General features: G+C 60.7%; 25 protein-coding genes. 15 read left to right on the top strand and 10 right to left on the bottom strand.

What is annotated here, in order from left to right:
* The 5 genes from ACVWVP_RS08640 to ACVWVP_RS08660 form a co-directional block, all read left to right on the top strand.
* Positions 1–249, top strand: a 249-nt coding sequence (locus ACVWVP_RS08640) for a hypothetical protein (RefSeq protein WP_457405284.1), incomplete at its 5' end; no start/stop codon positions are given.
* The gene (rhtA, locus tag ACVWVP_RS08645; protein WP_178920103.1) at positions 246–1,133 is read left to right on the top strand and encodes a threonine/homoserine exporter RhtA; all 888 of its coding nucleotides are present in this window, start codon (positions 246–248) and stop codon (positions 1,131–1,133) included. The genes ACVWVP_RS08640 and rhtA, both read left to right, overlap by 4 nt.
* A gap of 167 nt (positions 1,134–1,300) precedes the next feature.
* Positions 1,301–1,582: a hypothetical protein gene (locus ACVWVP_RS08650; protein WP_176996385.1), complete on the top strand. Its 282-nt coding sequence runs from the start codon at positions 1,301–1,303 to the stop codon at positions 1,580–1,582.
* A 111-nt stretch (positions 1,583–1,693) separates the two neighbouring features.
* Positions 1,694–2,425, top strand: a complete 732-nt coding sequence (locus tag ACVWVP_RS08655) for an SDR family oxidoreductase (RefSeq protein ID WP_259173190.1) — start codon at positions 1,694–1,696, stop codon at positions 2,423–2,425.
* Between the two features lie 33 nt (positions 2,426–2,458).
* Positions 2,459–3,049, top strand: a complete 591-nt coding sequence (locus tag ACVWVP_RS08660; RefSeq protein ID WP_457405288.1) for a DsbA family protein — start codon at positions 2,459–2,461, stop codon at positions 3,047–3,049.
* Here the strand turns inward: ACVWVP_RS08660 and ACVWVP_RS08665 are convergent.
* Positions 3,046–4,041 (bottom strand): zinc-dependent alcohol dehydrogenase family protein, encoded by a 996-nt coding sequence (locus tag ACVWVP_RS08665; RefSeq protein ID WP_457405291.1) that lies wholly within the window; start codon positions 4,039–4,041, stop codon positions 3,046–3,048. The genes ACVWVP_RS08660 and ACVWVP_RS08665 overlap by 4 nt on opposite strands.
* A 114-nt stretch (positions 4,042–4,155) precedes the next feature.
* On the opposite strand from ACVWVP_RS08665, the gene ACVWVP_RS08670 reads away from it, so the two are divergent.
* Complete coding sequence (locus ACVWVP_RS08670; RefSeq protein WP_457405293.1) at positions 4,156–5,064, top strand: LysR family transcriptional regulator; 909 nt, start codon at positions 4,156–4,158, stop codon at positions 5,062–5,064.
* Here the strand turns inward: ACVWVP_RS08670 and ACVWVP_RS08675 are convergent.
* The 5 genes from ACVWVP_RS08675 to ACVWVP_RS08695 form a co-directional block, all read right to left on the bottom strand.
* Positions 5,057–6,865, bottom strand: a complete 1,809-nt coding sequence (locus ACVWVP_RS08675; RefSeq protein ID WP_457405296.1) for an aminopeptidase P family protein — start codon at positions 6,863–6,865, stop codon at positions 5,057–5,059. The genes ACVWVP_RS08670 and ACVWVP_RS08675 overlap by 8 nt on opposite strands.
* Positions 6,866–6,914: 49 nt before the next feature.
* A complete protein-coding gene (locus ACVWVP_RS08680) occupies positions 6,915–8,075 on the bottom strand; it encodes a cysteine desulfurase family protein (RefSeq protein ID WP_178920109.1) in 1,161 nt (386 codons plus the stop codon).
* A 253-nt stretch (positions 8,076–8,328) separates the two neighbouring features.
* Positions 8,329–9,651: a DUF1552 domain-containing protein gene (locus ACVWVP_RS08685; RefSeq protein ID WP_457405299.1), complete on the bottom strand. Its 1,323-nt coding sequence runs from the start codon at positions 9,649–9,651 to the stop codon at positions 8,329–8,331.
* 50 nt (positions 9,652–9,701) lie between these two features.
* The gene (locus ACVWVP_RS08690; protein ID WP_457405301.1) at positions 9,702–13,847 is read right to left on the bottom strand and encodes a DUF1592 domain-containing protein; all 4,146 of its coding nucleotides are present in this window, start codon (positions 13,845–13,847) and stop codon (positions 9,702–9,704) included.
* Between the two features lie 314 nt (positions 13,848–14,161).
* Positions 14,162–14,431 (bottom strand): hypothetical protein, encoded by a 270-nt coding sequence (locus ACVWVP_RS08695; RefSeq protein ID WP_457405302.1) that lies wholly within the window; start codon positions 14,429–14,431, stop codon positions 14,162–14,164.
* Between the two features lie 399 nt (positions 14,432–14,830).
* Between ACVWVP_RS08695 and msuE the strand changes: the two genes are divergently transcribed.
* The 4 genes from msuE (at position 14,831) to ACVWVP_RS08715 (ending at position 18,936) form a co-directional block, all read left to right on the top strand.
* Entirely contained in the window at positions 14,831–15,394 is a 564-nt protein-coding gene (gene msuE, locus ACVWVP_RS08700; protein WP_178920113.1) for an FMN reductase, read from the top strand.
* A gap of 9 nt (positions 15,395–15,403) precedes the next feature.
* Entirely contained in the window at positions 15,404–16,546 is a 1,143-nt protein-coding gene (ssuD, locus tag ACVWVP_RS08705) for an FMNH2-dependent alkanesulfonate monooxygenase (RefSeq protein WP_178920114.1), read from the top strand.
* 87 nt (positions 16,547–16,633) lie between these two features.
* Entirely contained in the window at positions 16,634–17,821 is a 1,188-nt protein-coding gene (locus ACVWVP_RS08710; RefSeq protein WP_178920115.1) for an acyl-CoA dehydrogenase family protein, read from the top strand.
* 11 nt (positions 17,822–17,832) lie between these two features.
* Complete coding sequence (locus ACVWVP_RS08715) at positions 17,833–18,936, top strand: sigma-54 interaction domain-containing protein (protein WP_176996398.1); 1,104 nt, start codon at positions 17,833–17,835, stop codon at positions 18,934–18,936.
* On the opposite strand, the gene ACVWVP_RS08720 is transcribed toward ACVWVP_RS08715, so the two are convergent.
* Complete coding sequence (locus ACVWVP_RS08720; RefSeq protein WP_178920116.1) at positions 18,925–19,290, bottom strand: antibiotic biosynthesis monooxygenase; 366 nt, start codon at positions 19,288–19,290, stop codon at positions 18,925–18,927. The genes ACVWVP_RS08715 and ACVWVP_RS08720 overlap by 12 nt on opposite strands.
* A 100-nt stretch (positions 19,291–19,390) precedes the next feature.
* On the opposite strand from ACVWVP_RS08720, the gene soxR reads away from it, so the two are divergent.
* Positions 19,391–19,840 carry a redox-sensitive transcriptional activator SoxR gene (soxR, locus tag ACVWVP_RS08725; RefSeq protein WP_178920117.1) on the top strand — a complete coding sequence of 150 codons (450 nt, stop codon included), beginning with the start codon at positions 19,391–19,393 and terminating at the stop codon, positions 19,838–19,840.
* A gap of 101 nt (positions 19,841–19,941) precedes the next feature.
* On the opposite strand, the gene ACVWVP_RS08730 is transcribed toward soxR, so the two are convergent.
* The 3 genes from ACVWVP_RS08730 to ACVWVP_RS08740 are packed head-to-tail and all read right to left on the bottom strand — an operon-like array spanning position 19,942 to position 22,636.
* Entirely contained in the window at positions 19,942–20,712 is a 771-nt protein-coding gene (locus ACVWVP_RS08730) for a MetQ/NlpA family ABC transporter substrate-binding protein (protein ID WP_178920118.1), read from the bottom strand.
* A gap of 31 nt (positions 20,713–20,743) precedes the next feature.
* Positions 20,744–21,409, bottom strand: coding sequence for a methionine ABC transporter permease (locus tag ACVWVP_RS08735; protein ID WP_176996402.1), 666 nt, complete (start codon positions 21,407–21,409; stop codon positions 20,744–20,746).
* Between the two features lie 3 nt (positions 21,410–21,412).
* Positions 21,413–22,636, bottom strand: coding sequence for an SfnB family sulfur acquisition oxidoreductase (locus ACVWVP_RS08740; RefSeq protein ID WP_457405308.1), 1,224 nt, complete (start codon positions 22,634–22,636; stop codon positions 21,413–21,415).
* Positions 22,637–22,861: 225 nt separating this feature from the next.
* Between ACVWVP_RS08740 and ACVWVP_RS08745 the strand changes: the two genes are divergently transcribed.
* The 4 genes from ACVWVP_RS08745 (at position 22,862) to ACVWVP_RS08760 (ending at position 26,844) form a co-directional block, all read left to right on the top strand.
* Positions 22,862–23,320: a VOC family protein gene (locus ACVWVP_RS08745; protein ID WP_178920120.1), complete on the top strand. Its 459-nt coding sequence runs from the start codon at positions 22,862–22,864 to the stop codon at positions 23,318–23,320.
* Positions 23,321–23,576: 256 nt separating this feature from the next.
* Positions 23,577–24,452: an alpha/beta fold hydrolase gene (locus ACVWVP_RS08750; RefSeq protein WP_178920121.1), complete on the top strand. Its 876-nt coding sequence runs from the start codon at positions 23,577–23,579 to the stop codon at positions 24,450–24,452.
* A 94-nt stretch (positions 24,453–24,546) separates the two neighbouring features.
* Positions 24,547–25,851 (top strand): dicarboxylate/amino acid:cation symporter, encoded by a 1,305-nt coding sequence (locus tag ACVWVP_RS08755; RefSeq protein WP_178920122.1) that lies wholly within the window; start codon positions 24,547–24,549, stop codon positions 25,849–25,851.
* 78 nt (positions 25,852–25,929) lie between these two features.
* The gene (locus ACVWVP_RS08760) at positions 25,930–26,844 is read left to right on the top strand and encodes a LysR substrate-binding domain-containing protein (RefSeq protein WP_457405311.1); all 915 of its coding nucleotides are present in this window, start codon (positions 25,930–25,932) and stop codon (positions 26,842–26,844) included.
* Positions 26,845–26,917: the final 73 nt, after the last annotated feature.

Here is a 26,917-nt window from a genome sequence, read left to right on the forward strand (position 1 = left end):
CTTAACTCATTGAAACTCAAGGAGTTTTCCGTTTCGACTGCGCCGGAAGTGGGGCGAATTATAGGCTTCCAGAATCTGCCGTCAACCCTTAATTTAATCTTTCTATCAATTTGCCCAAAAGCCCCGGAAACGCTCTATATAGAAAGCACGCCCAGGAATATTGAGCAGTATATTGCTCAACCCTGCACACTTAAGCATCATAGCGGCTTCTGCTCCTCTACCAAGACTCCGGACGAACACCTCCAATGACCACCTCCCCCCGCAGCCTGGCTTCTGCGCTGTTTCCTGTCGGCTTGCTACTGATCGCCATGGCATCCATCCAGTCCGGCGCCTCGCTGGCCAAGAGCATGTTCCCCATCGTCGGCGCCCAAGGCACCACCACCCTGCGCCTGATATTCGCCAGCGTGATCATGCTGCTTCTATTGCGCCCATGGCGCGCTAAATTGACGGCCAAGTCACTGCGCACAGTGATCGTCTATGGGATGGCGTTGGGTGGAATGAACTTCCTCTTCTATATGTCCTTGCGCACGGTCCCCCTGGGTATCGCTGTGGCACTGGAATTCACCGGTCCCCTCGCCGTCGCTATCTACGCTTCCCGCCGAGCAGTCGACTTTCTATGGATTGCCCTCGCAGTAGCCGGCCTACTCCTATTGATACCCACGGGAGAAGCCAGCAGTGGGATCGACCTGATCGGTGCCACCTATGCGTTGGGCGCCGGTGTCTGCTGGGCACTCTACATTCTGTTCGGCCAGAAGGCCGGCAATGACAACGGCGTACAGACCGCCGCCCTCGGCGTCATGATCGCCGCCCTGTTTGTTGCGCCCATCGGAATCGTGCACGCCGGCTCAGCGTTGCTCACACCCGCCCTTATTCCCATCGCCATTGGCGTCGCCATTCTGTCAACCGCCCTGCCCTACACCCTGGAGATGGTTGCCCTCACCCGTCTTCCTGCGCGCACCTTCGGCACCCTGATGAGCATCGAACCCGCATTCGGCGCCCTCTCTGGTCTTTTCTTCCTGCAAGAACATTTGTCCTTTGCACAATGGATGGCCATCACCTGCATCATTCTGGCATCCGTAGGTGCCACCCTGACAATGCGCAACGAATCCAAACCACTGGTGCCGGCAGATTAATCATCTTTAAAAGTAGCTCTAGTATTTGCCGTTCATTTAGGCCATGTTTATGTCGTAAACGAATGTCATTCATGGAGAATTTCGACAAGGACAGCACGAACGCTACACTCGAGAGCGAGTAGAGCCTGCTTCCGGCGTTTTTTGCGAAGCGGCTATTAAGGATAGGAATGAAGCGAATTTTGATACTGTTAATGGTCGTGGCCATGGCTGGCTGTGCCGCGACCACCAAGACAGAAGTGAAACGGGGCAAAAAAGGGCTGCATATCAACTGTTCCGGCCTGTCCTCCTCCTGGGATCAGTGCTACACCAGTGCAACCAATTCATGTGGCGCCAAGGGCTACCGCGTTATCGCCAAGTCCGGTGACAATTCGGAAGAGCCTGGGGACTACCCTTTCGGCCTCAACCCAGCCGGCTATACCAGCCGCAGCATGATCGTCATCTGCAAATAAGCGCTCGAGCAGTCTTTCGCTGACTGCTCGCATTCATTTATTCAATCCATTCCCGGCATTCCCAGCGCGGCGTCTAGACTCCTGCTCGATAATCGAGCCAAAGGAGTCCCCATGACACACAACAAGAAAATCGTATTGGTAGTGGGTGCCGGTGACGCCACGGGTGGCGCCATCGCCAAACGCTTCGCGCGCGAGGGTTATGTGGCCTGCGTCACCCGTCGCAGCGCTGACAAATTGCAGCCCCTGGTCGACAGCATCCAGTCAGCGGGCGGCGAAGCCCACGGCTTTGCCTGTGATGCGCGCAAGGAAGACGATGTCATCGCGCTCATCGAACAGATCGAGACCCAGTTAGGCCCCATCGAAGCCTTCGTCTTCAACATCGGCGCCAACGTGCCGTGCAGCATCCTCGAAGAAACCGCCCGCAAGTATTTCAAGATTTGGGAAATGGCCTGTTTTTCAGGCTTCCTGAATGCGCGGGAAGTGGCCAAGCGCATGGTCACCCGTAACCGTGGCACTATCCTGTTCACCGGTGCCACCGCAGGTTTACGCGGGGCTGCAGGTTTCGCCGCGTTCGCCGGCGCCAAGCACGGTATCCGCGCCTTGGCGCAAAGCATGGCGCGAGAACTCGGGCCCAGGAACATCCACGTCGCTCACGTGGTGGTCGACGGCGCCATCGACACCGACTTCATTCGCGACAATTTCCCGCAGAAATACGCCCTTAAAGATCAGGATGGCATCCTCAACCCCGACCACATCGCCGACAACTACTGGTACCTGCACAGCCAGCCACGCGACGCCTGGACCTTTGAATTGGACCTGCGCCCCTGGAACGAACCCTGGTAAACACCCCATAACAATAAGCAGCGAGCACCGACCATGAGTAAAACCCTGGAATTCTTCTTCGACCTCGGCAGCCCCGCCACCTACCTGGCCTACACCCAATTGCCTGCGCTGTGTGCCGACACCGGCGCGCAACTGATCTATCAACCCATGTTATTGGGCGGTGTATTCAAAGCCACCGGCAATGCCTCGCCCATCACCGTTCCCGCCAAGGGCCGCTACATGTTCGATGACCTGGCGCGCTATGCCCAGCGCTACAACGTGCCCCTCAAGTTCAACCCGCACTTCCCCATCAACACCCTGGTGCTGATGCGGGCCGTCACCGGCGCCCAGATGCACCAACCAGAACGCTTCCTCGACTTTATTGATTGCCTGTTCAGAGCCCTGTGGGTAGAAGGCCGCCACCTGGGTGACCCAGCAGTGGTCGCGCAAGTACTGACCGAACAGGGCTTTGATCCGGAGCAGGTCCTAGCCCTGGCCAACGATGAAACCGTAAAGGCCGCACTCAAGGACAAGACCGAACAAGCCGTGCAGCGCGGCGTCTTCGGCGCACCCAGCCTGTTTGTAGGCAACCGGCTGTTCTTCGGTCAGGACCGTCTGGATTTTGTGCGCGAAGCCCTGCGCTAGATCTCGATCGCCAAGCGTCCTTGAGCGCCGCTTGCGAGCAAGTCGTAAGCGGCATTGGCAGTCAGCAGGTCGAAATGATGAGGGTCCATGATCGGCTTCAGCTTGCCGGTGTTGATCAAGCGGGCCGCCTTGGCCAGTATCTGCCCATGGTGCTCGCGGCCCTTGCCCGTCAACAACGGCAACAACGTAAAGACACCCGAGTAGGTCGCCCCACGGAACGACAACGGTGCCAGGCTATGCTGCCCCCAACCAAGGCAGCTCACCACATGGCCGTGATAGGTCTTGGCCGCTCGAAACGAGGCATCCAGCGTCGCGCCCCCAACGGTGTCATACACAATGTCGAACCCCTCACCCTCGGTGTAGAGCGCCACATACGCTTCCACCGTGTGTTGCTGATAGTCGATAAAGGTGGCGCCCAACCCTTCAATGGTCGCCCGGTGTTTCGCAGACCCCGTCGCATAAACATCCGCGCCATAAGCCAGAGCCAATTGCACCGCGACATGCCCTACACCCCCCGCACCACCTTGAATCAAGACTTTTTGCCCAGGGCCTACATGAGCACGGTCAACCAAGCCTTCCCAGGCAGTAATCAGCACCAGCGGCAATACGGCGGCTTCACGCATCCCCAGGGACGCGGGTTTTCGCGCCAACAAACGCGCATCGACCACCGCGTATTCAGCCAACGCGCCTTGCGCACCGCCAATCCCTGCCCCTAACGCGTAAACCTCATCGCCCACCTGCCATTCACCCGCCAACGCACCCATCGCTTCGACAGTCCCCGCCAGGTCCATGCCGAGGATCGCCGGCAGCGGTTGTTGAGCATGTGCCGCCTGGCCTGCGCGAACTTTCGCGTCCAAAGGGTTGAGGCCGACGGCGTGTATACGCACCAGCACCTGCCCAGCGCCCGCCACCGGCTTGGCGATGGCTGTCAGGCGAAAAGGTGCGTCGACGGTGTCCACCACCAGCGCCTGCATTTCAGTCGTATCGGTCATTTCGGCAATCTCGGTTCATTGAAAGTGAAGCCAATGATCCACCCGCCCACTCATGCCGATAAGACGCCAACCCGCTATAGTACCCATGCGCAAATGGCATGAATGGACCGCATCATGGACAAACTCAACGCGATGGCGATTTTTGTTCGAGTGATCGAACGCGGCAGCTTTTCCGCCGTCGCCCGGGAACTGCAGACCACCCAGCCCACCATCAGCAAAGTGCTGCGTGCCCTGGAACGGGAACTGGGCGGCAAGCTGATCTCCCGCAGCACCCGCCACCTGTCCCTGACCGACGAAGGTCAGCGGTACTACAGCCATTGCCGAGAAATCCTCGCCGCCGTGGACGCCGCCGAACACAGCTTCCAGACCGGCAAGGAAAGCATCGCCGGCCCCCTGCGCATCGGTTCGTCCGTGAGCTTTGGCCACCTGCATATCGCCTCGCGGTTGAGCGGTTTCCTGCAGCAATACCCCGATGTACACGTTGACCTGCAACTCAGCGATCAACTGCAAGACCTGGTCAGTGAAGGCCTGGACGTGACCCTGCGCATTGGCGAGCTGCGCGACAGCGGCTTGATCGCCCGGCAAATCGGCACCACCCACCGTGTCACCCTGGCCAGCCCGGCCTACCTGGCCCGGCATCCGGCCCCGCACACACCGCAGGATCTCGCCCAGCACAATTGCCTGCTCTTCAACCTGTTGAGCAGCCAAAACCAGTGGACCTACGAAAAAGAGGGTAAGCGACACACCGTGCGCATCACCGGCAACGCCCAGAGCAATAACTCTGAAGCGGTGCGGGAGATGGTGTTGACGGGGCTAGGCGTTGCGCTTTCGCCCCTGTGGCTGTTCTACGATGACTTGAAAGCCGGCCGCGTGGTGGCGCTGTTGCAGGACTACACCCCGCAGTCGCTGCCGATCCATGCGGTGTCGGCACCCAATCGCCGCCAGTCGGCCCGGGTCAAGGCGTTCGTCGACTACCTGGCCGACGCCCTGGCTCAGGCCCCCGAGCTGCAAGCGATCAGATAGCCGCCGTGCGCACCTGCAACCACTCAAGCGCCGCGCCACTGAGCAACGGGCTCAGGCGCTCACACACCTCTGCGTGATAGGCGTTGAACCACTCGCGCTCTTCCACCGTCAGCAACGATGGCTCCAGGCAACGGGTATCAATCGGGCACAAGGTCAGGGTTTCAAACTTGAGGAACTCGCCAAACTCCGTCTTGCCCGCTTCACGGTTCAGCACCAGGTTCTCGATACGCACACCCCACCGGCCTGGGCGATAAGTCCCCGGTTCGATCGACGTGATCATCCCCGCCTGCATCGCGGTTTGTGGCGCAGTCGCTGCCTGATAGGCGATCACTTGCGGACCTTCATGCACATTGAGGAAATAGCCTACGCCGTGCCCGGTGCCGTGACCGTAGTCCACGCCTTCGGCCCAGATCGGTGCACGCGCAATCGAATCGAGCAAGGGCGACAGAATGCCTTTGGGGAAATGCGCACGGGACAAGGCAATCACGCCTTTCAGCACGCGTGTGCAGTCGCGTTTCTGCTCCTCGCTCGGCGTACCGATAGGCACCATCCGCGTGATGTCGGTGGTGCCCCCCAAGTACTGGCCACCCGAATCGATCAGCAACAAGCCGTCACCTTCGATCACCGCGTGCTCTTCTTCGGTTGCGTGGTAGTGCGGCATCGCACCATTGGCGTTGTACGCCGCAATCGTGTTGAAACTCAACGACACATAACCCGGGCGACGGGTACGAGCTGCGGTCAGGTGTTCATCAATGGTCAGCTCGGTGATACGTTCGCGGCCCACCGCGCCGTCCAGCCAGGCGAAGAACTCGCACAGGGCTGCGCCATCCTGCTCCATGGCCTGGCGGATGTGTTCCGCGTCAGCCAGGCTCTTGCGCGACTTGGCCAGCGTGGTCGGGTTCAGCCCTTCAATCAGTTTCACCCCTGCGTCAAGGTTTTCCAGCAAGCCTGTGGTGACGCGAGCGGGATCAACCTGCAGGCTCACGCCCGACGGCACAGCGCGCAGCGCATCGGCCACTTCACTGTAATCGCGCAGGGTGACGCCGTCTTGCTCAAGCACGGCACGCAGTTCGGCATCGACCTTGCTCAGCGCCACAAACAGCGTGGCCTGCTGTTGATTGACCAACGCGAACGACACGAACACCGGGTTGAACGACACATCACCGCCACGCAGGTTGAACAGCCAGGCGATGTCATCCAGGGTGGCGATGAAATGCCAATCGGCGCCCTTCTCTTTCAAACTCGCCCGCAAGGCAGCGAGTTTTTCTCCGCGGCTGACGGTGGCCTGCGACGGCAAGTGCTGGTAGATCGGTTGGTTCGGCAATGCCGGGCGGTCCTGCCACACTTCATCAAGCAGGTCGATATCAGTGCGTAAACGCGCGCCACGTTCCGCCAGTTTGGCCCCCAGGGTACGTGCCGACGCCACCGCCATCACTGCGCCATCCACTGCCACCACACCGCCTTCCGGGGTCTGCTCTGCCAGCCATTCCAGCGGGCCAGGTTGGCCCGGCTGCAATTTCACCAGCTCGATGCCACTGCCCTTAAGTTCCTTGGTCGCCTGCTCCCAATACCGGCTATCGGCCCAGACACCGGCGAAATCGGCGGTGACAATCAATGTCCCCACCGAACCGTGGAACCCCGACAACCATTGGCGCCCCTGCCAGTAACCCGGCAGGTATTCCGACAAATGCGGGTCCGCCGACGGCACCAGCAGGGCGTGGACGCCCTCGCGGCTCATCAGTTCGCGGGTATGCGCCAAGCGCTGGGGAACCGTTCCATGGGTCAAAGGCTGCGTACTCATTGTGTCTCCTGCTAACCACGAATAATTGTTATGTGTTGCGATTGGAAATTCAGACCGCCCAGAACGCCGGAGCAGTGGCGAGGGCCGCCTTGATCAGTTGTACCGCCTGGTCGATATCCTGCTCGGTAGTGAACCGCCCCAGGCTCAGGCGAATGGTGCGCCCAGCGCTGCGGGCATCGTGGCCCAGGGCCAGAAGCACGTGGGACGGCGCATTGCTGGCCGAATTGCAGGCCGACGTGGCCGAAAAGGCAATCCCTGCGCTCAACGCAGCGGGGTTGAACTCACCCTCGTCGAACGTAAGGCTCAAGGTATGGGGAATACGTTGGGTGAGGCTGCCATTCAAGCGCACGCCTGCGACGGACTCTAACTGATCCAGCAAGCGTTGACGCAGGGCGACAATCGCGACCTTCTCCTCGACAAACGCCTGTGCCGCCAGGGCAAACGCGGTGCCCATGCCGGCAATCTGATGCGTCGCCAGGGTGCCGGAACGCAAACCGCCTTCGTGGCCACCGCCGTGAATCTGCGCCAGCACCTTCTGCTGCGCCCGCGGCCCGACGTACAGCGCGCCAATGCCTTTGGGGCCATACACCTTGTGTGCAGAAAACGACATCAGGTCCACCGGCCACTCGGCCAGGTCGATCGCCACCTTGCCTGCCCCCTGCGCGGCATCCACATGCAGCAGCGCGCCATGCTCACGCACCCGCGCACCGATGGCCGGGATATCGTTCAGGGTGCCCAATTCATTGTTGACCAACATCAGCGACACCAGGAAGGTGTCTTCACGCAGTGCTTCGCTCACAGCCTCGGCACTGATCAAGCCTTCGGCATCCGGCACCAGGTAGGTCACGGCCACGCCGGCTTCCTGCAACTGCCGCGCGGTGTCCAGGGTTGCCTTGTGCTCGATCTGGCTGGTGATGACATGCCCACCCGCCACACCGCGTGCCTGGGCCACGCCCTTGATGGCAAGGTTATTGGATTCGGTCGCGCCGGAGGTCCAGACGATCTGCTCAGCCTGGGCCCCCACCAGCTCGGCCACCTGGCGACGCGCCTGCTCGACCGTTTGCCGGGCCGCCTGGCCAAACGCATGGGAGCTGGACGCAGGGTTGCCGAAATTGGCATTGAAACCCAGGCACTCGACCATCACCTGGATAACCCGCTCATCCACCGGGGTGGTGGCGGCGTAGTCGAAATACAACGGACGTTTATTCATGACGTTAAAGACTCGCAGAGCATGTCCCGAGAGTAACGCTCCCAGGGGCATCGACCAGAACAAGGGCCGTCAGGTTTACCCGACTGGATGCCATAAAAGAAAGACCAGGTTATCGCGGATAGGCGTAGGAACGTTCCTGATTTTCAGCTTAACAGCCTGAACGCTGGGGCCGTTAGAACGATTGGGCCTAAATAAAAAAAGCCGAAAAGTCGTTCCCACGGACTTTCCGGCATTTTGTCGTGTTTGCGGCGATTTAAACGTTGGTGAATATCCCGGTTACCGGATCCACATTCCCACCGTACGGCACAGTCGTTCCAGCGGCCCTGGCGATAGTGGCCCAAATGTGCTGCATATCGACCATGGTATTGCCGATCACCGGGTTACCCTCCTGATGCCGGTCGCCCTGTGCCGTGATATTGAAATAACGCCCTGCGCCGTCACCACTCTTGAGCAAACCGCTGGCCCCGCCCATCAATACCAACGGCATATCCTTGGTGTGTTCAGGCGCACCATCCGCCATCTCACTGGTCAACACCACCAACGTGTGCTTGAGCAAACTATCGCCGGGAACATCGGGGTCTGCCTGGCGCGCCAGCTCATCCATAAACAGCTTTGCCCGTTGGGTGTACCACTGCCGGGATTTTTTCCACACGTCCAATCCTCCAAGACGGTGCGCGCAATCATGGGGGTTGGTCACGTCGCTGACATCCAGGATATTGAGCGACTCCGCCGAGCGCCCCACTTGAATCGTGGCCACACGGGTAATGCCACACGCCAATGCAGTCGCAACCACTTGATGATGACTGCTTTGTACTTGGTTACGAAACTGCGCAGACTTGAACGGCACCTCCTCCAACGCCAGCGGTGAACACTCACCAATCGGTGGGAGCGTTTCCTCCATGTCCTTCATGGTTTGCTCCACAGAATCAAGCTGTGTGTCGAGTTTCTGTTTTTGCGCCCCGGCGAGCCTGCCTCGAAGCTCGTTGATGTCAGCCAGTACCGGGTCGAACACATGCTTGTTGCGCGTCAGTTGCTCGCGCAGATCACGACTGACAGAGCCGAAGATCTTTTCGTACATCAACACCGGATCCTGCTCAGGCCTGCGCATGGCGCCACCACTTTCCGGCCCTTCCCACGAGACCTGCCAGGCGGTGCCATCAATCCCCGAGTGCGGCCCCGAAAAAAGGCTGCGCTGGGACGGGTCAGTGCCCGGCATGTGCCGCCCCAGCAACACATCAATCGAGGCCATTTTCTTCGCACTGTCGCGCAAGGCCCACGTCCAGCCGTTGTGACCTTCATTGCCCGGCCCCAGGATGGTGCCACGCACATAAAGGGACTGACTTTTATACGCCGCCAGCTCCTGGCTGACTTCGTTGAGCTGAAAGTCAGACGTATCCAGAGCACTGGCACTGGGATGCCAAAAGCCTCGTCCATCGCTGGAATAAGCCGACGCAGAGTCCACGGCCAAACCGTCAGGCACCACAAAAAATACGACCTTGAGCTTGGCTTGCTCGGTTTGCCCCGCCAAGGCCATGCGGGCCAGTCCACACTGCGTGAGCGGTGCAAACACGCCCATGGCGGCCAGCCCGGCCAGGAAACGACGACGGCTCTTCAAGATATCCATGATCAATCCCTCTGCGTCTTGAATTGGAACGCGTTGGAGGTGCCCAGCGTTCGCAGCATCGCCGGCAACGAGCCGGTTCCCTTCAACCCGTCGGTGATCGCCTTGACCGTTGCGGACGTGGACTCGTCGGATTTGTTACCCGAGGCAAAACGAAAGTAGCTGTCTGCCATGCAAAACAACGATGCAGAGTTGTGTGCAATCAACTTGGAGATGTCCCGCACATCCTCGATGGGCACCGTCCCGTCAACGCCAATGAACGGACCAGACGACTTGATCGGCAACTGCACAGGAAACTCCGTGTAGTTGTAGGCCGGTTCCTGCTGGCGGTAACGCCCGGTAGCGTCGTAATGCTCCATCGACGAGCCGGTGTCGTTCATATATTGATGGCACTGCCAGCAACGCCCGCCCGAAGCCTGCTCACCGTTGACCAGGTCCCAGCGTTCACGGGTCGTGATGGCACGCGGCGGATAAGTGGGTTCCGTCGGCTCTGCCTCGACAGGCGCACCGAACTCTCGGCAGAACTGGTTTTCGCGAATCGCTATGCCGCGTTTGACCAGCGAGGTGACCTTGTAGTCGGAAGTCGCCGCCTGGAAGAGCCCCAAGTGCAGCAGGCCACCGCGTTTTTCATCCACGGCCACCTTCTGCATCGCATCGCCCGTGACCCCACTGATACCGTAGTGCTCGGCCAGCGCCCGGTTAAGGAAAGTCACGCCGGGGTTGAACAACTCGTCCAGCGTGCCCCTGCCGTCAAGCATGACATGGCGGGTCAACAATGCTTGTTCCTGAGTCATCAGTTGGATCATCGGCGCATCCAATCCCGGTTTTTCCTGCACGCCGCGCTGCGTCTTGATGTAGTAGCTGATGAACCGATTGAAATGCTCCAGACCACGGTCGGTGTGCATCATCCGGTCGATCTCGGCCGTTATTTGCTCTGGTGTCTGCAATTCATTGCGCTCAGCCTTGGCCAGCAGCAGCGCGTCTGGAGTAGTGCCTTGGTAGGTGTAGGACAACGCCGTCGCCACCTCGTAAGGCGTCAGCTTGTAGACGCCACCTTGCCCTGCCACTGCCTGCCCCAGTTCCGAGCGATACAGAAAGTGAGGGGACAGCAACAATGCCGTGACCAGCGCCCGCTCCCCGTGCTCATCAAGTACGGCCTGATAACGCGCCAGTTCGGCTTCGGTCAGATGACGCCGAAACAGCCTGTAGCCCAGTGCCCCCACTGACTGGCTGTCGGTCGCGGATTCAAGCCGTTTGAGTTGCTCGGGCGACACCCGCTCGGCGATGGAGACAGCCATCTCATACAGTTGCTTGATGTCTTCAGCCTGCAGGAATCCCATGCTGGCTTCGCCTGGATACTTGAAGTCTTTTTCCGATTTGTCTGCAGGCAATTTTTCGGTGTTAACTGCCACCGCCAAAATATCCCACACGCTGTTGGCGTATTCATCACGGGTCAACAGCCGCACCTGCCGCAAGCCATACGCATCGTTCGGGCTCAGGTAGGGCGCCCACACCACGTCAAACAAGTGCTTGCTGATCTCGGTGGCACAGGTGGTATCACAATGCCCGGCGACCGGCATGCTCTGAATCTGCCTGACCAGCGCATCCTGGCCCGCAGCGCTCCACGCCACAGCCATGCGCAGGTTCTTGAAGAACTCCACCGCATGACATTTGGTGCACGCCTCGGCCAGCACCGTTTCGCCCAGCTTCGGCTCGTGGCGATAGGCAATCGGTGTCAATTGTTCGTCCTGGCTTTCTTCGTTGATCCGCAGGGACACACGCTCAGGCTGCGGTTTCTCTTGCGCATAATAGGGATAAAGGATGTCGAACTCTCCGTAGTCGAACAGCCGCGTGACGCTCTCCCCCCAAGGCACCTCGACCACTTCCGGTGCAGCCCCTACCGGGTCTTTTTTCTGCACGGTGAAGTGCCACTTGGCAGCCGTCACCGAGGCGGGTTTGGGAGGCGCCAACAGCGTAATCTTGATATCCAGCTTGATCGGCCGTTCACGGTACTGCAGGTTCACCGTCGGTTTGCTGTTCTCGGCTGACAAGATGACCTGTGTGTTTCGCACTTGGGGAATCCAGTTTTTCACGTCGTTGAGTCGCACCTGATAGGTGCCGTAGGGCAAGCCGTTTAGAATCAAGGCAGCCTCACTGTCCGCAGGGTTGAACGACGTATGGAACTGCCGGGTATTGCCGCCCGGTGAAACCAGCGTGCCACTGAGCATTTCGTCTTCCAACTCAGGGGCGGGAGCCAGCATGGGACGCAAGGTCAGTTGCGTGTCCGGCAGGCCCGCAGGGTCATAGCTGACGCGGTAGATCACCCCGGCGACATCGTCTGACACCAACAGGCTTTTGTCCGCCAACTCCAGGAAATCTGCTGGCCGGCCGACGCAGGAATCGTCCAGGCAATACACATCAAAACGTTGAGGGTCCTGGATAAACCCGTTGATCAGCGGGATTTGATTGACCACTCGCGTGCCGTTCTGGATCGACACAATCCGCACGTCCATGCCCGGCCGCTCTGCCGTACCCGCACCGTGCACAGCCACCAACATATTCTGGGTGCCCGCGCGCGCCGGGAAGCCCTCCCAGAACTTAAGCCCCAGGGGCGCCGTATTGGTGCCCAGCTCAAAGGCGGCTGGCACATAGTCTTTCGGGTCGATCTGCTGCAAGGATTTGTCGGAAACAATCGCCCCCTGCACCAAGGGCGGCTGAATGACGCCCGGGTTGCGAAACTCTTCCTCGGTAAAGCCGGGCGTCCCTTTGCCAAACAGATAAGGCACGCCAAAGTGCTGGTGGGCGCCGCTGATGCGATTGAGCTCATCGGGGTTGGGGTACCCCTGGCGATTGTTATCGGTAAACCAGATTTCACCGGTCTTGGGGTTCCAGTCAAACCCCACGGAATTGCGCACGCCCTTAGCCAGTATCTCGGCCTTGCCGGTCACCGTGTCATAGCGCAACAACGTACCGTAGCGCGGGTCGGCGGGAATCATGCACAGGTTGCACGGTATGCCGACCGCGGTGTACAGGCCCTTGTCGGCGGGGTCCAGCGGATTGAAATGCAGAGGGTGCTTCATATGCCAGAAGCGCGTGCTCGAACCCGAACTGACAGGAGGCAACGGGAACACCGAGTCATCGGCTGGGAACTTGAACACCAACTCTGGAGAAGGGTCCTTGTAGTGCGCATCGGCGTCGCGCACGCGATAAAGGCCGCCGGTGGTCGAGTAGTACAAGTCACCGTCGCGATACACCACGCCATGGGGCTCTTCGAGACCGCTGGCAACCACATGGATACCGGTCGGTTTGCCCGCGCTGTCGAGTGGCAAGGCGTAGATCATATCGGCGATTTTTCCGTCATAGACGTAAGAAGGAATCGCACTGGAGCCGACGTACAGCACGTTCTTGCCCATCGCCATTTGCCGCGGCTGAATCAGGCCCTGGGCAAACAATTCGATTTTGATACCCGGCAGGCCACTGAGTTTGTCCGCGCGTACCGGTGGCCGATACTTGAGGGTAACGGCGTGTTCCTCGCCCTCCTCGCGCAGGAAAGAAACAATTCGCGGCGTGTTCAACGGCACAAAGCCATCCGCCACGTTCATCACCAATTGATAATCGCAGGCCTTCAAGTTGTCTAGATGGATCGTCTCGCCGGATTTGGCGCTGATGGGGATTTCGTCGGCCTTGCAACGCAACACGCCTGTGACGATTTGATCGGCACGCGCCACACCCGGCACCGGGTTGCCGATGGGTCCACGGCCGCTCAACGTGGCGAAACTCAAGGTCAGTCGGTTGCCCTGGAAACCTCCACATTCGCCCAAGTCTTTCCAGGCGTCCGGCCAGATGACCGCCCCATTGCCGGCGGGCAGGCCCGGGTTGTAGTCGGGCTGCTTGCACCATTGCCAACTGCCGATGCCAAGCGGTGCCTCTTCATCCTTCCAGCATTCAAATTGTCGGCCGACATTCTGCACCTGGTCGCCCTGCGCGTAAGCCTTGCCCGCTTCATAAGCCGGCGCCGTACAGGCCTGAGAAGGCAAGTCAGGCGCTGGCGTCCGAGCGGGCGTGTAAAAGAAATAAAGCAGAACGGCCAATACAGCCAAGCCGATGAGTCCGATCGACAACACGCGGGAAAAACGCGGAAATAGCTTCATGACTTGCGATCCATTGGCAAGCCAAGTGGTTCTTCCATCCAGGAAGGACTACACATTCACCGTCCTGCTGCGAAACACCCGGCAGGAAACCCATCCAAAACGCTACTGGGCTTCAGAGCTCCAATTCTGAATGTCTTGCAAGGCTATTCCACTGCGTGACCACGACATGGCGTAAACCCATAGAGACAGGAGCCAACAGACACTCAACCCAACCATCCACCTGCAGCTCAGGCGTGATGATTTGCTACAGCTAAGTTCTAGTTGGGGCGCAACTCGCCGTCAAACCCTCGCCGTTACCTACCGTCGGATAGACATCAGCTCGCGCGACCACCGTGGTGAGCAGATTGCTGTGCATTCATCTCGGCCTGCTGATCAAAACCAAAGGCTTTCTGCGGCTGGCCGGTCAGCGCAGCGCGCTGCTGTTGGTACTCGTCAAACGACAGGCCGCGCCGGCTCAGCGCTTCCAACGCCAACTGCTTGCTCTCTTCAGCGGTGTAGGGGCGCAACTCAGGGGAAGAATGGGCCGCACACCCGGCGAGAACAGCGCTGACAACTAACAAGCAAACGGCGAGGAAACGGTTCATGGCGAAGGCCCTGCGAAAGAGGTTTTAAGTCAATGAACACAGGCTACTCCCGGCCCTTGGCAACGAAAAATCAACCGCCGTGATAGTCGCTATCAACCGTTCAGGCACCCTCGATAGCACACCCTTCATATTTCTTTACGATCTATAAATATGGAAATACGTTCATTTACGGAATAAAAGTAACCCTCTATAACTGCCTCACGCCCGATCAACACTGTTCGCCACGCAACTGTTGCCCCGGCAACAGCCATTCAACAAAACACCAGGCAGACAACAGCTTCATTTTTCAGCAGTAAGCCTGCAGCCCCCGTCCACCAAGGCTTTGCGCCTTTGGTACAGCTCTTGCTCAAAGCGTTTGACCTCACCTGCTATGAACCACTGTTGAAAAAGGAACTGTTCATGACCCGTCCCCTGAATGTCGTTGCCCTCTCCGGCGGAACCTGGCGCCCGTCCCGCACCCTCGTCCTGACCCACGCGGTGCTGGCCGAGCTGGCCACCCTGCTGCCGATCGAGGCTACCGTGATCGAACTGGGCGACATCGCTCGGCCGCTGGGCGGCGCACTGTCACGTGATGAATTGCCGGCCGATGTCGAAGCGCAACTGTTGGCCATCGAACAGGCCGACCTGTTGATCGTTGCCGCGCCGGTCTATCGCGGTTCCTACCCGGGCCTGCTCAAGCACTTGTTCGACCTGGTTGGCCTCAACGCGCTGATCAACACCCCCGTGCTACTCGCCGCCACCGGTGGCAGCGAGCGCCACGCGCTGGTGCTCGATCACCAGTTGCGTCCGCTGTTCAGCTTCTTCCAGGCCTTGACCTTGCCGATTGGCGTGTACGCCACGGAGGCCGATTTCACCGACTACCAAATCACCAGCGAGTTGCTCAAAGCCCGCATTCAACTGGCGGCCGAACGCGCGGCGCCGTTGTTTGCAGCACACGCACCTTCCCTGCTGAAAATCGCCTAAGGATTTGTCATGGATGTTTTCTGGTTTCTGCCGACTCACGGCGACGGGCATTACCTGGGCACCACCCAAGGCGCACGGCCGGTCACTCTCAATTACCTCAAGCAAGTCGCCCAAGCGGCTGACAGCCTGGGTTACCACGGCGTGTTGATTCCTACCGGGCGCTCGTGCGAAGACTCCTGGGTCATCGCCTCGGCGCTGGTGCCGCTGACCGAACGCCTGCGCTACCTGGTGGCGATCCGTCCGGGCATCATCTCGCCCACCGTGTCCGCACGCATGGCAGCGACCTTGGACCGCCTGTCCAACGGTCGCCTGCTGATCAACGTGGTCACCGGTGGCGATCCCGACGAAAACCGCGGTGATGGCAGCTTTCTCGACCACAGCGAACGCTATGAAGTCACCGACGAATTCCTGCGCATCTGGCGCCGTGTGTTGCAGGGTGAATCGGTGGACTTCGAAGGCAAACACCTGCGTGTGCAGAACGCCAAGGCGCTTTACCCACCGGTGCAGAAGCCTTATCCGCCACTGTACTTCGGCGGTTCTTCCGACGCCGCCCACGACCTCGCCGCCGAGCAGGTGGACGTGTACCTGACCTGGGGCGAGCCACCTGCCGCCGTCGCACAAAAACTCGCGGATGTGCGTGAGCGCGCCGCACGCCACGGGCGCACCGTGAAGTTCGGCATTCGCCTGCACGTGATCGTGCGTGAAACCGAAGCAGAGGCCTGGAAAGCCGCCGACAAACTGATCGAACACATCAGCGACGACACCATCGCCGCCGCGCAAAAATCGTTCTCGCGCTTTGACTCCGAAGGCCAGCGCCGCATGGCCGCGCTGCACGACGGGCGTCGCGACAACCTGCAAATCGCGCCCAACCTGTGGGCCGGCGTCGGCCTGGTGCGTGGCGGTGCCGGCACGGCCCTAGTGGGCAACCCGCAGCAAGTGGCCGAGCGCATCAAGGAATACGCGGACCTGGGGATCGAGAGCTTCATTTTCTCCGGCTACCCGCACCTGGAAGAAGCCTACCGCTTTGCCGAACTGGTGTTTCCGCTGCTGCCCGAGCCATACGCGAGCCTGGCCGGGCGCGGCGTGACCAACCTCACGGGCCCGTTCGGCGAAATGATTGCCAACGATGTGCTGCCCACCACAAAGGCCTGAGGGCAGTGAGATCGGCTTTATGTGGGAGCGGGCTTGCTCGCTCCCACATTTGGCCTTCATTGCCAGATAAAAAATGAGGAACACCGTGTGACAGCCAAACCCCACAGCGTCCTGCCATCGCCTGTGCAGACCGCCAAATTGCTGGCCGCCGAATTCGCCCTCACCGCCGTCGAGCGCGATGAGCGCGGCGGCACGCCCAAAGCCGAGCGCGATGCCCTGCGCCAAAGCGGCCTGCTGGCCCTGAGCATCCCCACCCAATACGGCGGCCTCGGCGCACGCTGGAGTGAAACCCTGGGCATCGTGCGTGAGTTCGCCAAGGTCGACAGCTCCATCGCCCATGTCTTCGGTTTTCATCACTTGATGCTCGCCACCGTGCGGCTGTTTGCGCGCCCGGACCAATGGCAACCCTGGTTCGAACAGACTGCCCGCAAAAACTGGTTCTGGGGCAACGCCCTCAACCCGTTGGACACGCGCACGGTGGTCAAGGACTTCGGCGGCTGGCGCGAGTTTTCCGGCAAGAAGAGTTTCTGCTCCGGCGCCAGCGATTCGGAAATGCTGATTGCCTCCGCCGTCGATGAAAATGCCGGCGGCAAACTGTTGATCGCCGCCATCCCCAGCGGGCGCAGCGGCATCACCTTGCACAATGACTGGAACAACATCGGCCAACGCCAGACCGACAGCGGCAGCGCCAGCTTCGAACGGGTGCGCGTAGAAGAGTCGGAACTGCTGCTCGACCCGGGCCCGCTGAGCACGCCCTTTGCCTGCCTGCGCCCGTTGATTGCACAGTTGACCTTCACCCATATGTTTCTCGGCATTGCCGAAGGCGCCTTTGAAGAAGCACGGCACTACACCCTCACCGAAACCCGCTCGTGGCACAAATCCTCGGCCGATGACGTGCGCCACGACCCCTACGTGCTGCATCACTACGGCGACTTCTGGGTCGCCCTGGAGGGTATACGCCTGCTGGTCGAAAGCGCCGCCGAGCTGCTCGATCAAGCCTGGGCCAAGGGCCCGAACCTCAGCGAAGCCGAGCGCGGCCAACTGGCCATCGCCATCGCCACTGCCAAGGTCGCCGCCACTCGCCAGGGCCTGGATTTGTGCAGCCGGCTGTTTGAAGTGACCGGCGCACGCTCCACCCACGCGTCACTGCGCCTGGACCGCCACTGGCGCAACCTGCGCACCCAGACGTTGCACGACCCGGTGGACTACAAACTCCACGAACTCGGCGACTGGGCCTTGAACCAGTCCCTGCCGATTCCCACGTTCTACTCCTGAGAGAGGTGCCCATGCAGCTTTTGACCCTACCGCCCTCGCCCGCCCTCGCGACCTCGATCCGCGCCACGGCCCAGGTCTTCGAAGACCCCAAATCCCAGGCGCTGCTCGATCACATCCAGCAAGTGGCGCCCAGCGAAGCCAGCGTGCTGATCATCGGCGAAACCGGCACCGGTAAAGAGCTGGTGGCGCGGCATATCCACAACCTCAGCGCACGCCGCAATCGGCCGTTCGTGGCGGTGAACTGCGGCGCGTTCTCCGAATCCCTGGTGGAAGCCGAACTGTTCGGCCATGAAAAAGGCGCCTTCACCGGCGCCCTCAGCGCCAAGGCCGGCTGGTTTGAAGAAGCGGACGGCGGCACCTTGTTCCTCGATGAAATCGGCGACTTGCCCATGGCGATCCAGGTCAAGTTGCTGCGCGTCCTGCAGGAACGTGAGGTAGTGCGCCTGGGTTCACGCAAGAGCATTCCGATTGATGTGCGCGTCTTGGCCGCGACGAATGTGCAGCTGGAAAAGGCCATCAACGCCGGGCACTTCCGCGAAGACCTCTATTACCGCCTCGATGTGGTCAGCCTGGAACTCAGCCCGCTGCGCGAGCGTCCCGGCGACATCCTGCCGCTGACTCGGCATTTCATCGAAGCCTACAGCCAGCGCCTGGGTTACGGCCCGATCACCATCAGCCGTGAGGCCGAGCACAAGCTCAAGAGCTACAGCTGGCCGGGCAATATCCGCGAGCTGGAAAACGTGATTCACCACACCCTGTTGATCTGCCGTAATGGCGTGATCGAGCGGGATGACCTGCGCCTGTCGAACATGCGCATTGAGCGCCAGGACGACAGTCAGCACAGCGCCGACAACAGTGCCGAAGCCCTGCTGGAGCGCGCCTTTCAGAAACTGTTCGAGGAACAGGCCGGAGCCCTGCACGAAAAGGTCGAGGACGCGCTGCTACGGGCCGCCTACCGCTTCAGCCATTACAACCAGGTGCACACCGCCAACTTGCTGGGCCTGAGCCGCAACGTGACGCGCACCCGCCTGATCAAGATCGGCGAGCTGGCGGTGAACAAACGTCGCCCCGGCGAAAACGTACAAGGCGAACGCATGTTGCACTTATCCATTTAGGCGGCAGTGCAACGCGTTGTCATGGCTACGCTCAAAACTGCGCAGCACCTGGAACGAACCGAAGGTCACGGCCGTGGCCTGGTGGGCGCGAATCAGCGTCCAGAAATCTTCCTCGCCCTGCTCAAAGCGCTGGAACGCGGCCTCGCCATCCTCGCGGGACTGCCACTGCAGGTAATTGAGCACCCGCCGCCCGTCATCACTGACCTGCACGCTCGCACTCAAAAAACCGCCATGGCCCTCGGCCAGGCGCTCGCTCTGGGTGGACAACGCCGCCACCAGGGCCCCTTGCTGATGGGGTTCGATCTGGAATTCGATCAGCTGAGTGAAACTGCGATTCTTCTCTGATACCTGCATGAACACTCCCCTCTCTCCGTAGGCAGAATCTTGCGATTCGATGCCACGCAGGGTAAAACCTCTAGTTAAGTCAAGGTCAAGCGTTGTTTCGGAGATTGTCATGCTGAACAAAGAACTCACCGTCGGCCAGTTGGCGGCCCGCAGCGGCGTGGCGGTCACGGCGCTGCACTTCTACGAAACCAAGGGGCTGATCAAAAGCAACCGCAACGCCGGCAACCAGCGGCGTTATCCACGGGACGTGCTGCGGCGGGTGGTGGTGATCAAGATCGCCCAGCGCTTGGGGATTCCGCTGGCGACGATTGGCGAGGCGTTGCAGACGCTGCCGGATGGCCGCACGCCCACCGCCCAGGATTGGGAGCGTTTGTCGGCGCTGTGGCGGGAAGACCTGGATGAACGCATCAACAAGCTGATGTTGCTGCGGGACAAGCTCAATGGCTGTATTGGTTGCGGGTGTTTGTCGATGGAGGCATGCCCGTTGCGCAACCAGGATGATCAACTGGGTGAGCGTGGGCCGGGGGCGCAGCTATTGGAACCCACACCCGAAACCTGACCTGAAAACCCGATCCCTGTAGGAGCCCGGCTTGCCGGCGATGGAGATTTTGCGGACGCCATCGCAGGCAAGCCAGCTCCCACAGTTGATCTGCGCTCGGGTTAGAACCCCGGCGCAATCTGGCCCTTGTAGCGGGTCAGGATGAACTGACGCACTTCATCGGAGTTCAACGCCTTGGCCAGTTTCTGGATGCGCGGGTCGTTGATGTTATCCGGCCGAGCCACCAGGTACTCGACGTACAGCGACTTGCCCTTCTCCACGATCAACGCACTGTTGGTGTCGATCCCCGCTTCCAACGCGTAGTTGGCAAACACGAACGCCAGGTCCACCTGGCTCACCGAACGGGCCAGCAAGGCGCCTTCCAGTTCACGGATCTTCAGGTGCTTGGGGTTTTGCGCAATATCACGCTGCGTGCTCAGGGTGTTGCTCGGGTCCTTGAGCTTGATCAGGCCGGCTTCATCCAACAGCACCAAGGCGCGGCCGGTGTTGACCGGGTCGTTGGGGATCGACACGGTGGCGCCGTCCTTCAACTCTGAGATGTTTTTGATGCGCGTCGAATAAGCGCCAAAGGGCTCGATGTGCACGCCCACCACCGGCACCAGGTCGGTGTGACGGGTCTTGTTGTAGTCATCGAGGAACGGGCGGTACTGGTAGTAGTTGGCATCGAGGTTCTTCAGGGCCAACTGCTGGTTGGGCTGGATGAAGTCGGTGAAGACCTTGATCTGCAGGTCCACGCCTTCCTTGGCCAGCACCGGTTTCACAAACTCGAGGATTTCCGCATGGGGCACGGGGGTGGCGCCCACCACCAGTGTCTCGTTGGCAAACGCATTGAACGACAGGACAGCGGCCAAAATGGCCAGGGACTTTTTCATGAAGGCTCCGAAGGCAGTAGTTTTATAGGTTTCAACGGCGGCTGTAACGCGCCACCAAACGGTCACCGGTCATCTGCAGGGCCTGCACCAGCACCAGCAGAAGCACCACGGTGACCACCATCACGTCGGTCTGGAACCGTTGGTAGCCGTAGCGAATCGCCAGGTCACCCAGGCCTCCACCCCCGATCACCCCGGCCATGGCGGTGTAGTCCACCAGCACAATCGAGGTCACGGTCACCGCCGCCAGCAGCCCGCCCCGGGCCTCCGGCAGCAGCGTGTGGCGAATCACCTGCCAAGTACTGGCGCCCATGGACTGGGTAGCCTCCACCACACCACGATCGACTTCACGCAGCGCGGTTTCCACCAGCCGTGCAAAGAACGGTGTGCACCCCACCACCAGCGGCGGGATGGTGCCCGGCACGCCCAGGGAAGTCCCCACCAGTAAGGTGGTGAGCGGGATCAACACAATCAGCAGGATGATGAACGGCAGCGAGCGCAGCACGTTGACCACCACCGACAACACGCGGTACACCCCCAGCGCTTCATGCAACTGGCGTTTACCGGTGAGAAACAACACCACGCCCAACGGCAGCCCCAGCAGCACGGTAAAACCGAGGGCGGCAGCGAGCATGCTCAGGGTTTCCAGGCACGCCTGGCCGATGTCGGCCCAGTAAATGTGTTTAAACAATTCGGCCATGGCTTACGACCAATCGTGGCGCGGCGGCTTGGCGCCGTTGAGCAGCCAGTTGCCCACCACGTGGTACTTCCAGCGCACCGGGTCATGCAGGGTGTGCACCCGGGCGTTGCGCCAATGGCGATCGAAGTTGTGCTTCTTCAAGGTCGAGCGGGTGCCGCCGAGTTCGAACAGCTTGTTGCTGGCTTCGATGGCGATTTCGGTGGTGAGCACCTTGGCCCGGGCCACCGCCAGGGAGGCATGGGCGACGTTGTCTTCGTCCGGCGCGGGGCGTGCCGCATCCAGGGCTACACCTGCGCGTTCCAGCAAGGCTTCAGCGGCTTCCAGGCGAATGTCGAGCGCACCAACCTGGATGATGGTCAACGGGTCTTCGCTGGCTTTTTCCACACCGGCATCGATCCACGGCCGGGCGAACTGCCGCACGAACTGTACCGTGTCACGCAGCGCGGCGCGGGCAATACCGGCGTCGATGGCGGCGGTGGTCAGTTGGGCGAACGGGCCGGCCAATGTCGGCGAATCGTAGGACTTATGCGTCGGGAACAGGTTGAACGCCGGCACCCGCAACTGCTCGGCCAGCACCGTGCCGCTGGAGGTGGTGCGCTGGCCCATGCTGTCCCAGTCGTCCACCACCACCAGGCCCTCGGTGCCGCGTTTTACAAAGGCCAGTTGCGCGTTTTGCTGTTCATCCAGCGCCAGCACCGCCAGCCAATGGGCGTACAACGAGCCGGTGCAATAGCCCTTGCGCCCGTTGATCACATAGCCATCGCCTTCGCGGCGAATCGTCGCCTGGATGTCCTGCACATGTTTGCCGACGGTTTCCGACAGCGCATTGGCAAACCGATGGCCTTGCAGCGCCAGGCCGAAGAAATGCGCCTGCTGTTCAGGCGTGCCTTGCAGGCGGATGTCTTCCAGCAGGCAGTAATGGTTCTGCGGGATCTGCCCCAGCGACGGGTCAGCCGCCGAGATAATCGCAATCACCTGGGCCAGTACCGCGTAGGACACCTGCGCCCCACCAAACTCACGCGGCACGCTGATGCCCCACAGACCGCTGTTGGAATACAGGTCCACCACGTCGGCGGGCACGTGGCGCGTGCGGTCGCGCTCAGCGTCCTGCTCCAGCAATACCGCGGCAACGCGGTGGGCAACGGCAAGGGCGTGGGCTTCGTCGCGAATGATTTCGGCATCGGGGGTGTGGATCGGGTAATCGGCAGATACAGGCAGTACAGACATACAACGCTCTCGGGCGAATGGTTTGCCTGAGCTATTGCAGCTTCTGTGCCGAGCCCTGAAACCAGGGGTTTGGCTGCATAAATCGGATCCAGGAGCGCTGATGGCGCAGCAATCTGCCCGTTCACTGTTGCCTGGCGAACACCTCGTCGGCTGGCCGCAGCCCTCGCGACACGTGGCCTATAGTGAAAAGGCCGTGACTCCATCACCACCACCCAGGAGAACGATATGAGCGTCAAACCCATTCCAGAGGGCTATCACCGCGTCACGCCTTACATGGGCATCAACAAAGCCGCCGAAGCCATCGAGTTCTACAAAAAAGCCTTCGGCGCCATACAAGTCATGCGTCTGGACATGCCCGACGGCAAAGTCGGCCACGCCGAACTGCGTATTGGCGACTCGGCGATCATGCTGGGCACGCCCTGCGATGAAATGGCCCTGCGCAACCCCGCCGAACACACCAGCGTCGGCCTGCATCTGTACGTGGAGGATGTGGATGCGCAATTCAAACAAGCGGTCGCAGCAGGTGCCAGCGTGGTGTCAGAGCCCAAAGACCAGTTTTATGGCGACCGCTCGGCAAGTGTGAAGGATCCTTTCGGGCATCTGTGGTTCCTGGCCACCCACAAGGAGGACCTGACCGAAGCGCAAATCCGCCAGCGTGCCATGGAGATGTTCCAGCAAAGCTGAGATCGCATAAACACCCTCTATCACCTGTGGGAGCGGGCTTGCTCGCGAATACGGTGTATGAGCCAACCCATAAGGTGGCTGACACTCCGCTTTCGCGAGCAAGCCCGCTCCCACAGGTGATCTCATTTGTTTGATGGATTGGGTCGCATGACCCACAGCAGCTACACACTTCATGAACAACCCCTCCACGCTTTCCCCCTTGCCCCAAAGGCGGCGTGATTTCAGGATGCAGGCAATCATCACAAGGAGTCATTCCATGTTTGCCGGATTCCAAAAAGACAGCTGCCACGTCAACGGCGTGGACATCAGCTACCGCAAAGGCGGTACAGGTCCCGGCCTGCTCCTGCTGCACGGGCACCCGCAAACCCACGTCATCTGGCACAAAGTCGCCGAACAACTGGCCGAGCACTTCACCGTGGTGGCCGCCGACCTGCGTGGGTACGGCGACAGCAGCAAGCCGCCGGCCAACGAGCGTCACACCAACTATTCAAAACGCGAAATGGCCCGCGACGGCGTCGAGCTGATGCAAGCCTTGGGCTTCGACACGTTCTCGGTGCTGGCCCACGACCGTGGCGCCCGCGTCGCCCATCGCCTGGCCCTGGACCATCCGGCCAGCGTGCAACGCATGGTGTTGCTGGACATCGCTCCCACCCTGTCGATGTACGCCCAGACCGACGAAGCCTTCGCCCGCGCCTACTGGCACTGGTTCTTCCTGATCCGCCCGGCGCCGTTGCCGGAGGCCTTGATCGAGAGTAACCCCGAGCTGTACCTGCGCAGTGTGATGGGCAGCCGCAGTGCAGGGCTCAAGCCGTTCACCGACGAAGCCTTCGCCGAATACCTGCGTTGCCTGAAACTGCCGGGCAGCGCCACCGGCATCTGCGAGGATTACCGGGCTGCCGCCGGTATCGACCTTGAGCACGACCAGGCAGACATCGACGCCGGCAATCACCTGAACCTGCCATTGCTGGTGATGTGGGGCGCCGAGGGCACGGTCGGGCGCTGTTTCGAACCACTCAAGGAGTGGCAGAAAGTCGCCACCGATGTACGTGGCAAGGCCCTGCCGGCCGGCCATTACATTGCAGAAGAAGCCCCCGACCTGTTGCTGGGCGAAGTCCTGGCCTTCCTCCGATGATGCTGTAACCCCGTGACCTGATGGACCCGCCTCGCAGGCTGCTGTTGGCCTGCGACGGGTTCGCTTTGCCCAAAAAACGATTGAGATAATAACAATGACACTCAAAAAACTGCTGGGAACCCTGTATGTGCAGGTGCTCATCGCTATCGCGCTGGGTGTGTTGATCGGCCATTTTTGGCCGCAAATCGGTATTGACCTCAAGCCCTTGGGCGACGGTTTCATCAAGCTGATCAAGATGATCATCGGCCCGATCATCTTCTGTACGGTGGTGTCCGGCATCACCAGCATGCATGACGTGAAGCAGGTGGGCCGGGTCGGCGGCAAGGCGCTGTTGTACTTCGAGGTGGTGTCGACCATCGCCCTGTTGATCGGCATCCTCGCCGCGCACCTGCTGCACCCGGGCGTGGGCTTCAACATCGATGTGAAGACCCTCGACAGCTCGGCCATCGCCGGTTTTGTCGGCCAGGCCGAACATGGCGAAGGCATCACCGGGTTCCTGCTGCATGTGATCCCCACCACGTTTTTCGATGCGTTTTCCAAAGGTGAAATCCTGCCGGTGCTGTTCGTCTCCGTGCTGTTCGGCGTCGGCCTGGTGATGGTCGGTGAAAAGGGTCGGCCGCTGGTGGGCGTGATCAACCAGGCCAGCGAGGTGTTCTTCCGCATCGTCGGCATCATCAGCCGCGTTGCGCCCATCGGTGCCTTTGGTGCGATTGCGTTCACCATCGGCAAGTACGGCGTGGGTTCGTTGCTGCCGCTGTTGAAGTTGGTGGGCACGTTCTACATCACGGCGTTCTTTTTCATAGCGGTGGTGCTGGGCAGCATCGCCCGCTACGCCGGCTTCAGCATTTTCAAGTTGATGGGCTACATCAAGTCGGAGCTGTTGATCGTATTGGGCACCAGTTCTTCCGAATCGGCGTTGCCACAGCTGATCCAGAAACTCGAAAGCCTGGGCGCCTCCAAAGGCGTGGTGGGCATCGTGGTTCCCACCGGCTACACCTTTAACCTGGACGGCACCAACATCTATATGACCCTGGCGGTGCTGTTCCTGGCCCAGGCCACCAATATCCACTTGCCGCTTGAGCAGCAGTTGACGCTGCTGGCAGTGGCCATGCTGACGTCCAAGGGAGCCGGGGCGGTGGTGGGTGCAGGGTTTGTGGCCTTGGCGGCGAGCTTGGCCGTGGTGCCGACGGTGCCGGTGGCGGCGATGGTGTTGATCCTCGGTGTGGACCGCTTCATGGCCGAATGCCGCTCGCTGACCAATATCATCGGCAACGCCGTGGCCGCGCTGGTGGTCGCCGCGTGGGAAGGTGAACTGGACCGCGAGAAAATGGCCCCCATCGCCCTCAAGCGCGGCCGCCATGCTCGGGCGGCTGCCCAGGCCAAAATCGCGGCCGAATAACCGAAGACCGCCCGGTGTGCCGGAAGGCGCGCCGATCCGGTGCTATTCTGGCGGCTCATGCCGCCAGCCTTGTTTCTGATGACAAATAAGAAAGATACCGTGCCCCTACCCGAAGACCTGCGGGTGTTCCTGACCGTGATCCGCAAGGCCGGCTTCGCTGCCGCCGCCGATGAGCTGGGGCTGTCGCCGGCGTATGTCAGCAAGCGCATCCAGATCCTCGAAACCACCCTGGCCACCCGCCTGCTGCACCGTACCAGCCGGCGCATCGCCCTGACCGAAGACGGCGAACGGGTGCAGCGCTGGGCGGTGCGTATCCTGGAAGACTTCCAGCAACTGTCCGATGAGCTCTCCGACGCCCATGACAGCCCGCGTGGGCACCTGCATTTGTGCAGCAGTTTCGGCTTTGGCCGCAACCATGTGGCCCCTGCCCTGTCATTGCTCGCCGAGCAGTACCCGGACCTGGAAATTCGCCTGGACCTGTTCGACCGCGTGGTGGACATCGTCAGCGAAGGGTTTGACCTGGAGATCCGCGTGGGCGACGACATCCCCGGGCAGCACATCGGCCGGAGGCTGGTGAGCAACCGCCGCGTGCTGTGCGCCGCGCCGGCCTATCTGCAACGCAAGGGCACACCGCAACAGTTGAGCGACCTGGAGCAGCATGACTGCCTGGTGCTCAAAGAGCGCGACAATGCGTTTGGCATCTGGAACCTGGAACACAACGGCGCCCCCGAAAGCGTACGCGTGCGCGGGCCGCTGTCATCGAACAATGGCGAGATCGTGTTGCAGTGGGCATTGGATGGGCGCGGCGTGTTGCTGCGCTCAATGTGGGATGTGAAACCGCTGCTGGAGCAAGGCAAGCTGGTGCAGGTGCTGCACAACTACACCCAAAGCGCCAACGTGTGGGCGGTGTACCCGACGCGGCTGGCGTATTCAGGAAAGTTGCGGGCGTGTGTGGAGTTTTTGCAGGAGCACTTCAAGGGGCTGTCTATCTAGCCCGATTCCGAATTGGAATGGATTCCAATGTGGGAGCGGGCTTGCTCGCGAATGCGGTAAGTCAGCCATAGAT

Source organism: Pseudomonas sp. TE24901 (assembly GCF_054058375.1).

What these genes read in the sequence shown, in the direction of transcription:
- ACVWVP_RS08660 (WP_457405288.1), top strand. Translation starts at nt 2,459, where the DNA reads ATGAGTAAAACCCTGGAATTCTTCTTCGACCTCGGCAGCCCCGCCACC.
- soxR (WP_178920117.1), top strand. Translation starts at nt 19,391, where the DNA reads ATGCTGAACAAAGAACTCACCGTCGGCCAGTTGGCGGCCCGCAGCGGC.
- ACVWVP_RS08740 (WP_457405308.1), bottom strand. Translation starts at nt 22,636, where the DNA reads ATGTCTGTACTGCCTGTATCTGCCGATTACCCGATCCACACCCCCGAT.
- ACVWVP_RS08720 (WP_178920116.1), bottom strand. Translation starts at nt 19,290, where the DNA reads ATGCAGGTATCAGAGAAGAATCGCAGTTTCACTCAGCTGATCGAATTC.
- ACVWVP_RS08750 (WP_178920121.1), top strand. Translation starts at nt 23,577, where the DNA reads ATGTTTGCCGGATTCCAAAAAGACAGCTGCCACGTCAACGGCGTGGAC.
- ACVWVP_RS08755 (WP_178920122.1), top strand. Translation starts at nt 24,547, where the DNA reads ATGACACTCAAAAAACTGCTGGGAACCCTGTATGTGCAGGTGCTCATC.
- ACVWVP_RS08685 (WP_457405299.1), bottom strand. Translation starts at nt 9,651, where the DNA reads ATGGGCGTGTTTGCACCGCTCACGCAGTGTGGACTGGCCCGCATGGCC.
- ssuD (WP_178920114.1), top strand. Translation starts at nt 15,404, where the DNA reads ATGGATGTTTTCTGGTTTCTGCCGACTCACGGCGACGGGCATTACCTG.
- ACVWVP_RS08655 (WP_259173190.1), top strand. Translation starts at nt 1,694, where the DNA reads ATGACACACAACAAGAAAATCGTATTGGTAGTGGGTGCCGGTGACGCC.
- ACVWVP_RS08760 (WP_457405311.1), top strand. Translation starts at nt 25,930, where the DNA reads ATGACAAATAAGAAAGATACCGTGCCCCTACCCGAAGACCTGCGGGTG.
- rhtA (WP_178920103.1), top strand. Translation starts at nt 246, where the DNA reads ATGACCACCTCCCCCCGCAGCCTGGCTTCTGCGCTGTTTCCTGTCGGC.
- ACVWVP_RS08690 (WP_457405301.1), bottom strand. Translation starts at nt 13,847, where the DNA reads ATGAAGCTATTTCCGCGTTTTTCCCGCGTGTTGTCGATCGGACTCATC.
- ACVWVP_RS08675 (WP_457405296.1), bottom strand. Translation starts at nt 6,865, where the DNA reads ATGAGTACGCAGCCTTTGACCCATGGAACGGTTCCCCAGCGCTTGGCG.
- ACVWVP_RS08730 (WP_178920118.1), bottom strand. Translation starts at nt 20,712, where the DNA reads ATGAAAAAGTCCCTGGCCATTTTGGCCGCTGTCCTGTCGTTCAATGCG.
- ACVWVP_RS08715 (WP_176996398.1), top strand. Translation starts at nt 17,833, where the DNA reads ATGCAGCTTTTGACCCTACCGCCCTCGCCCGCCCTCGCGACCTCGATC.
- ACVWVP_RS08670 (WP_457405293.1), top strand. Translation starts at nt 4,156, where the DNA reads ATGGACAAACTCAACGCGATGGCGATTTTTGTTCGAGTGATCGAACGC.
- ACVWVP_RS08665 (WP_457405291.1), bottom strand. Translation starts at nt 4,041, where the DNA reads ATGACCGATACGACTGAAATGCAGGCGCTGGTGGTGGACACCGTCGAC.
- ACVWVP_RS08745 (WP_178920120.1), top strand. Translation starts at nt 22,862, where the DNA reads ATGAGCGTCAAACCCATTCCAGAGGGCTATCACCGCGTCACGCCTTAC.
- ACVWVP_RS08680 (WP_178920109.1), bottom strand. Translation starts at nt 8,075, where the DNA reads ATGAATAAACGTCCGTTGTATTTCGACTACGCCGCCACCACCCCGGTG.
- ACVWVP_RS08735 (WP_176996402.1), bottom strand. Translation starts at nt 21,409, where the DNA reads ATGGCCGAATTGTTTAAACACATTTACTGGGCCGACATCGGCCAGGCG.
- ACVWVP_RS08650 (WP_176996385.1), top strand. Translation starts at nt 1,301, where the DNA reads ATGAAGCGAATTTTGATACTGTTAATGGTCGTGGCCATGGCTGGCTGT.
- msuE (WP_178920113.1), top strand. Translation starts at nt 14,831, where the DNA reads ATGACCCGTCCCCTGAATGTCGTTGCCCTCTCCGGCGGAACCTGGCGC.
- ACVWVP_RS08695 (WP_457405302.1), bottom strand. Translation starts at nt 14,431, where the DNA reads ATGAACCGTTTCCTCGCCGTTTGCTTGTTAGTTGTCAGCGCTGTTCTC.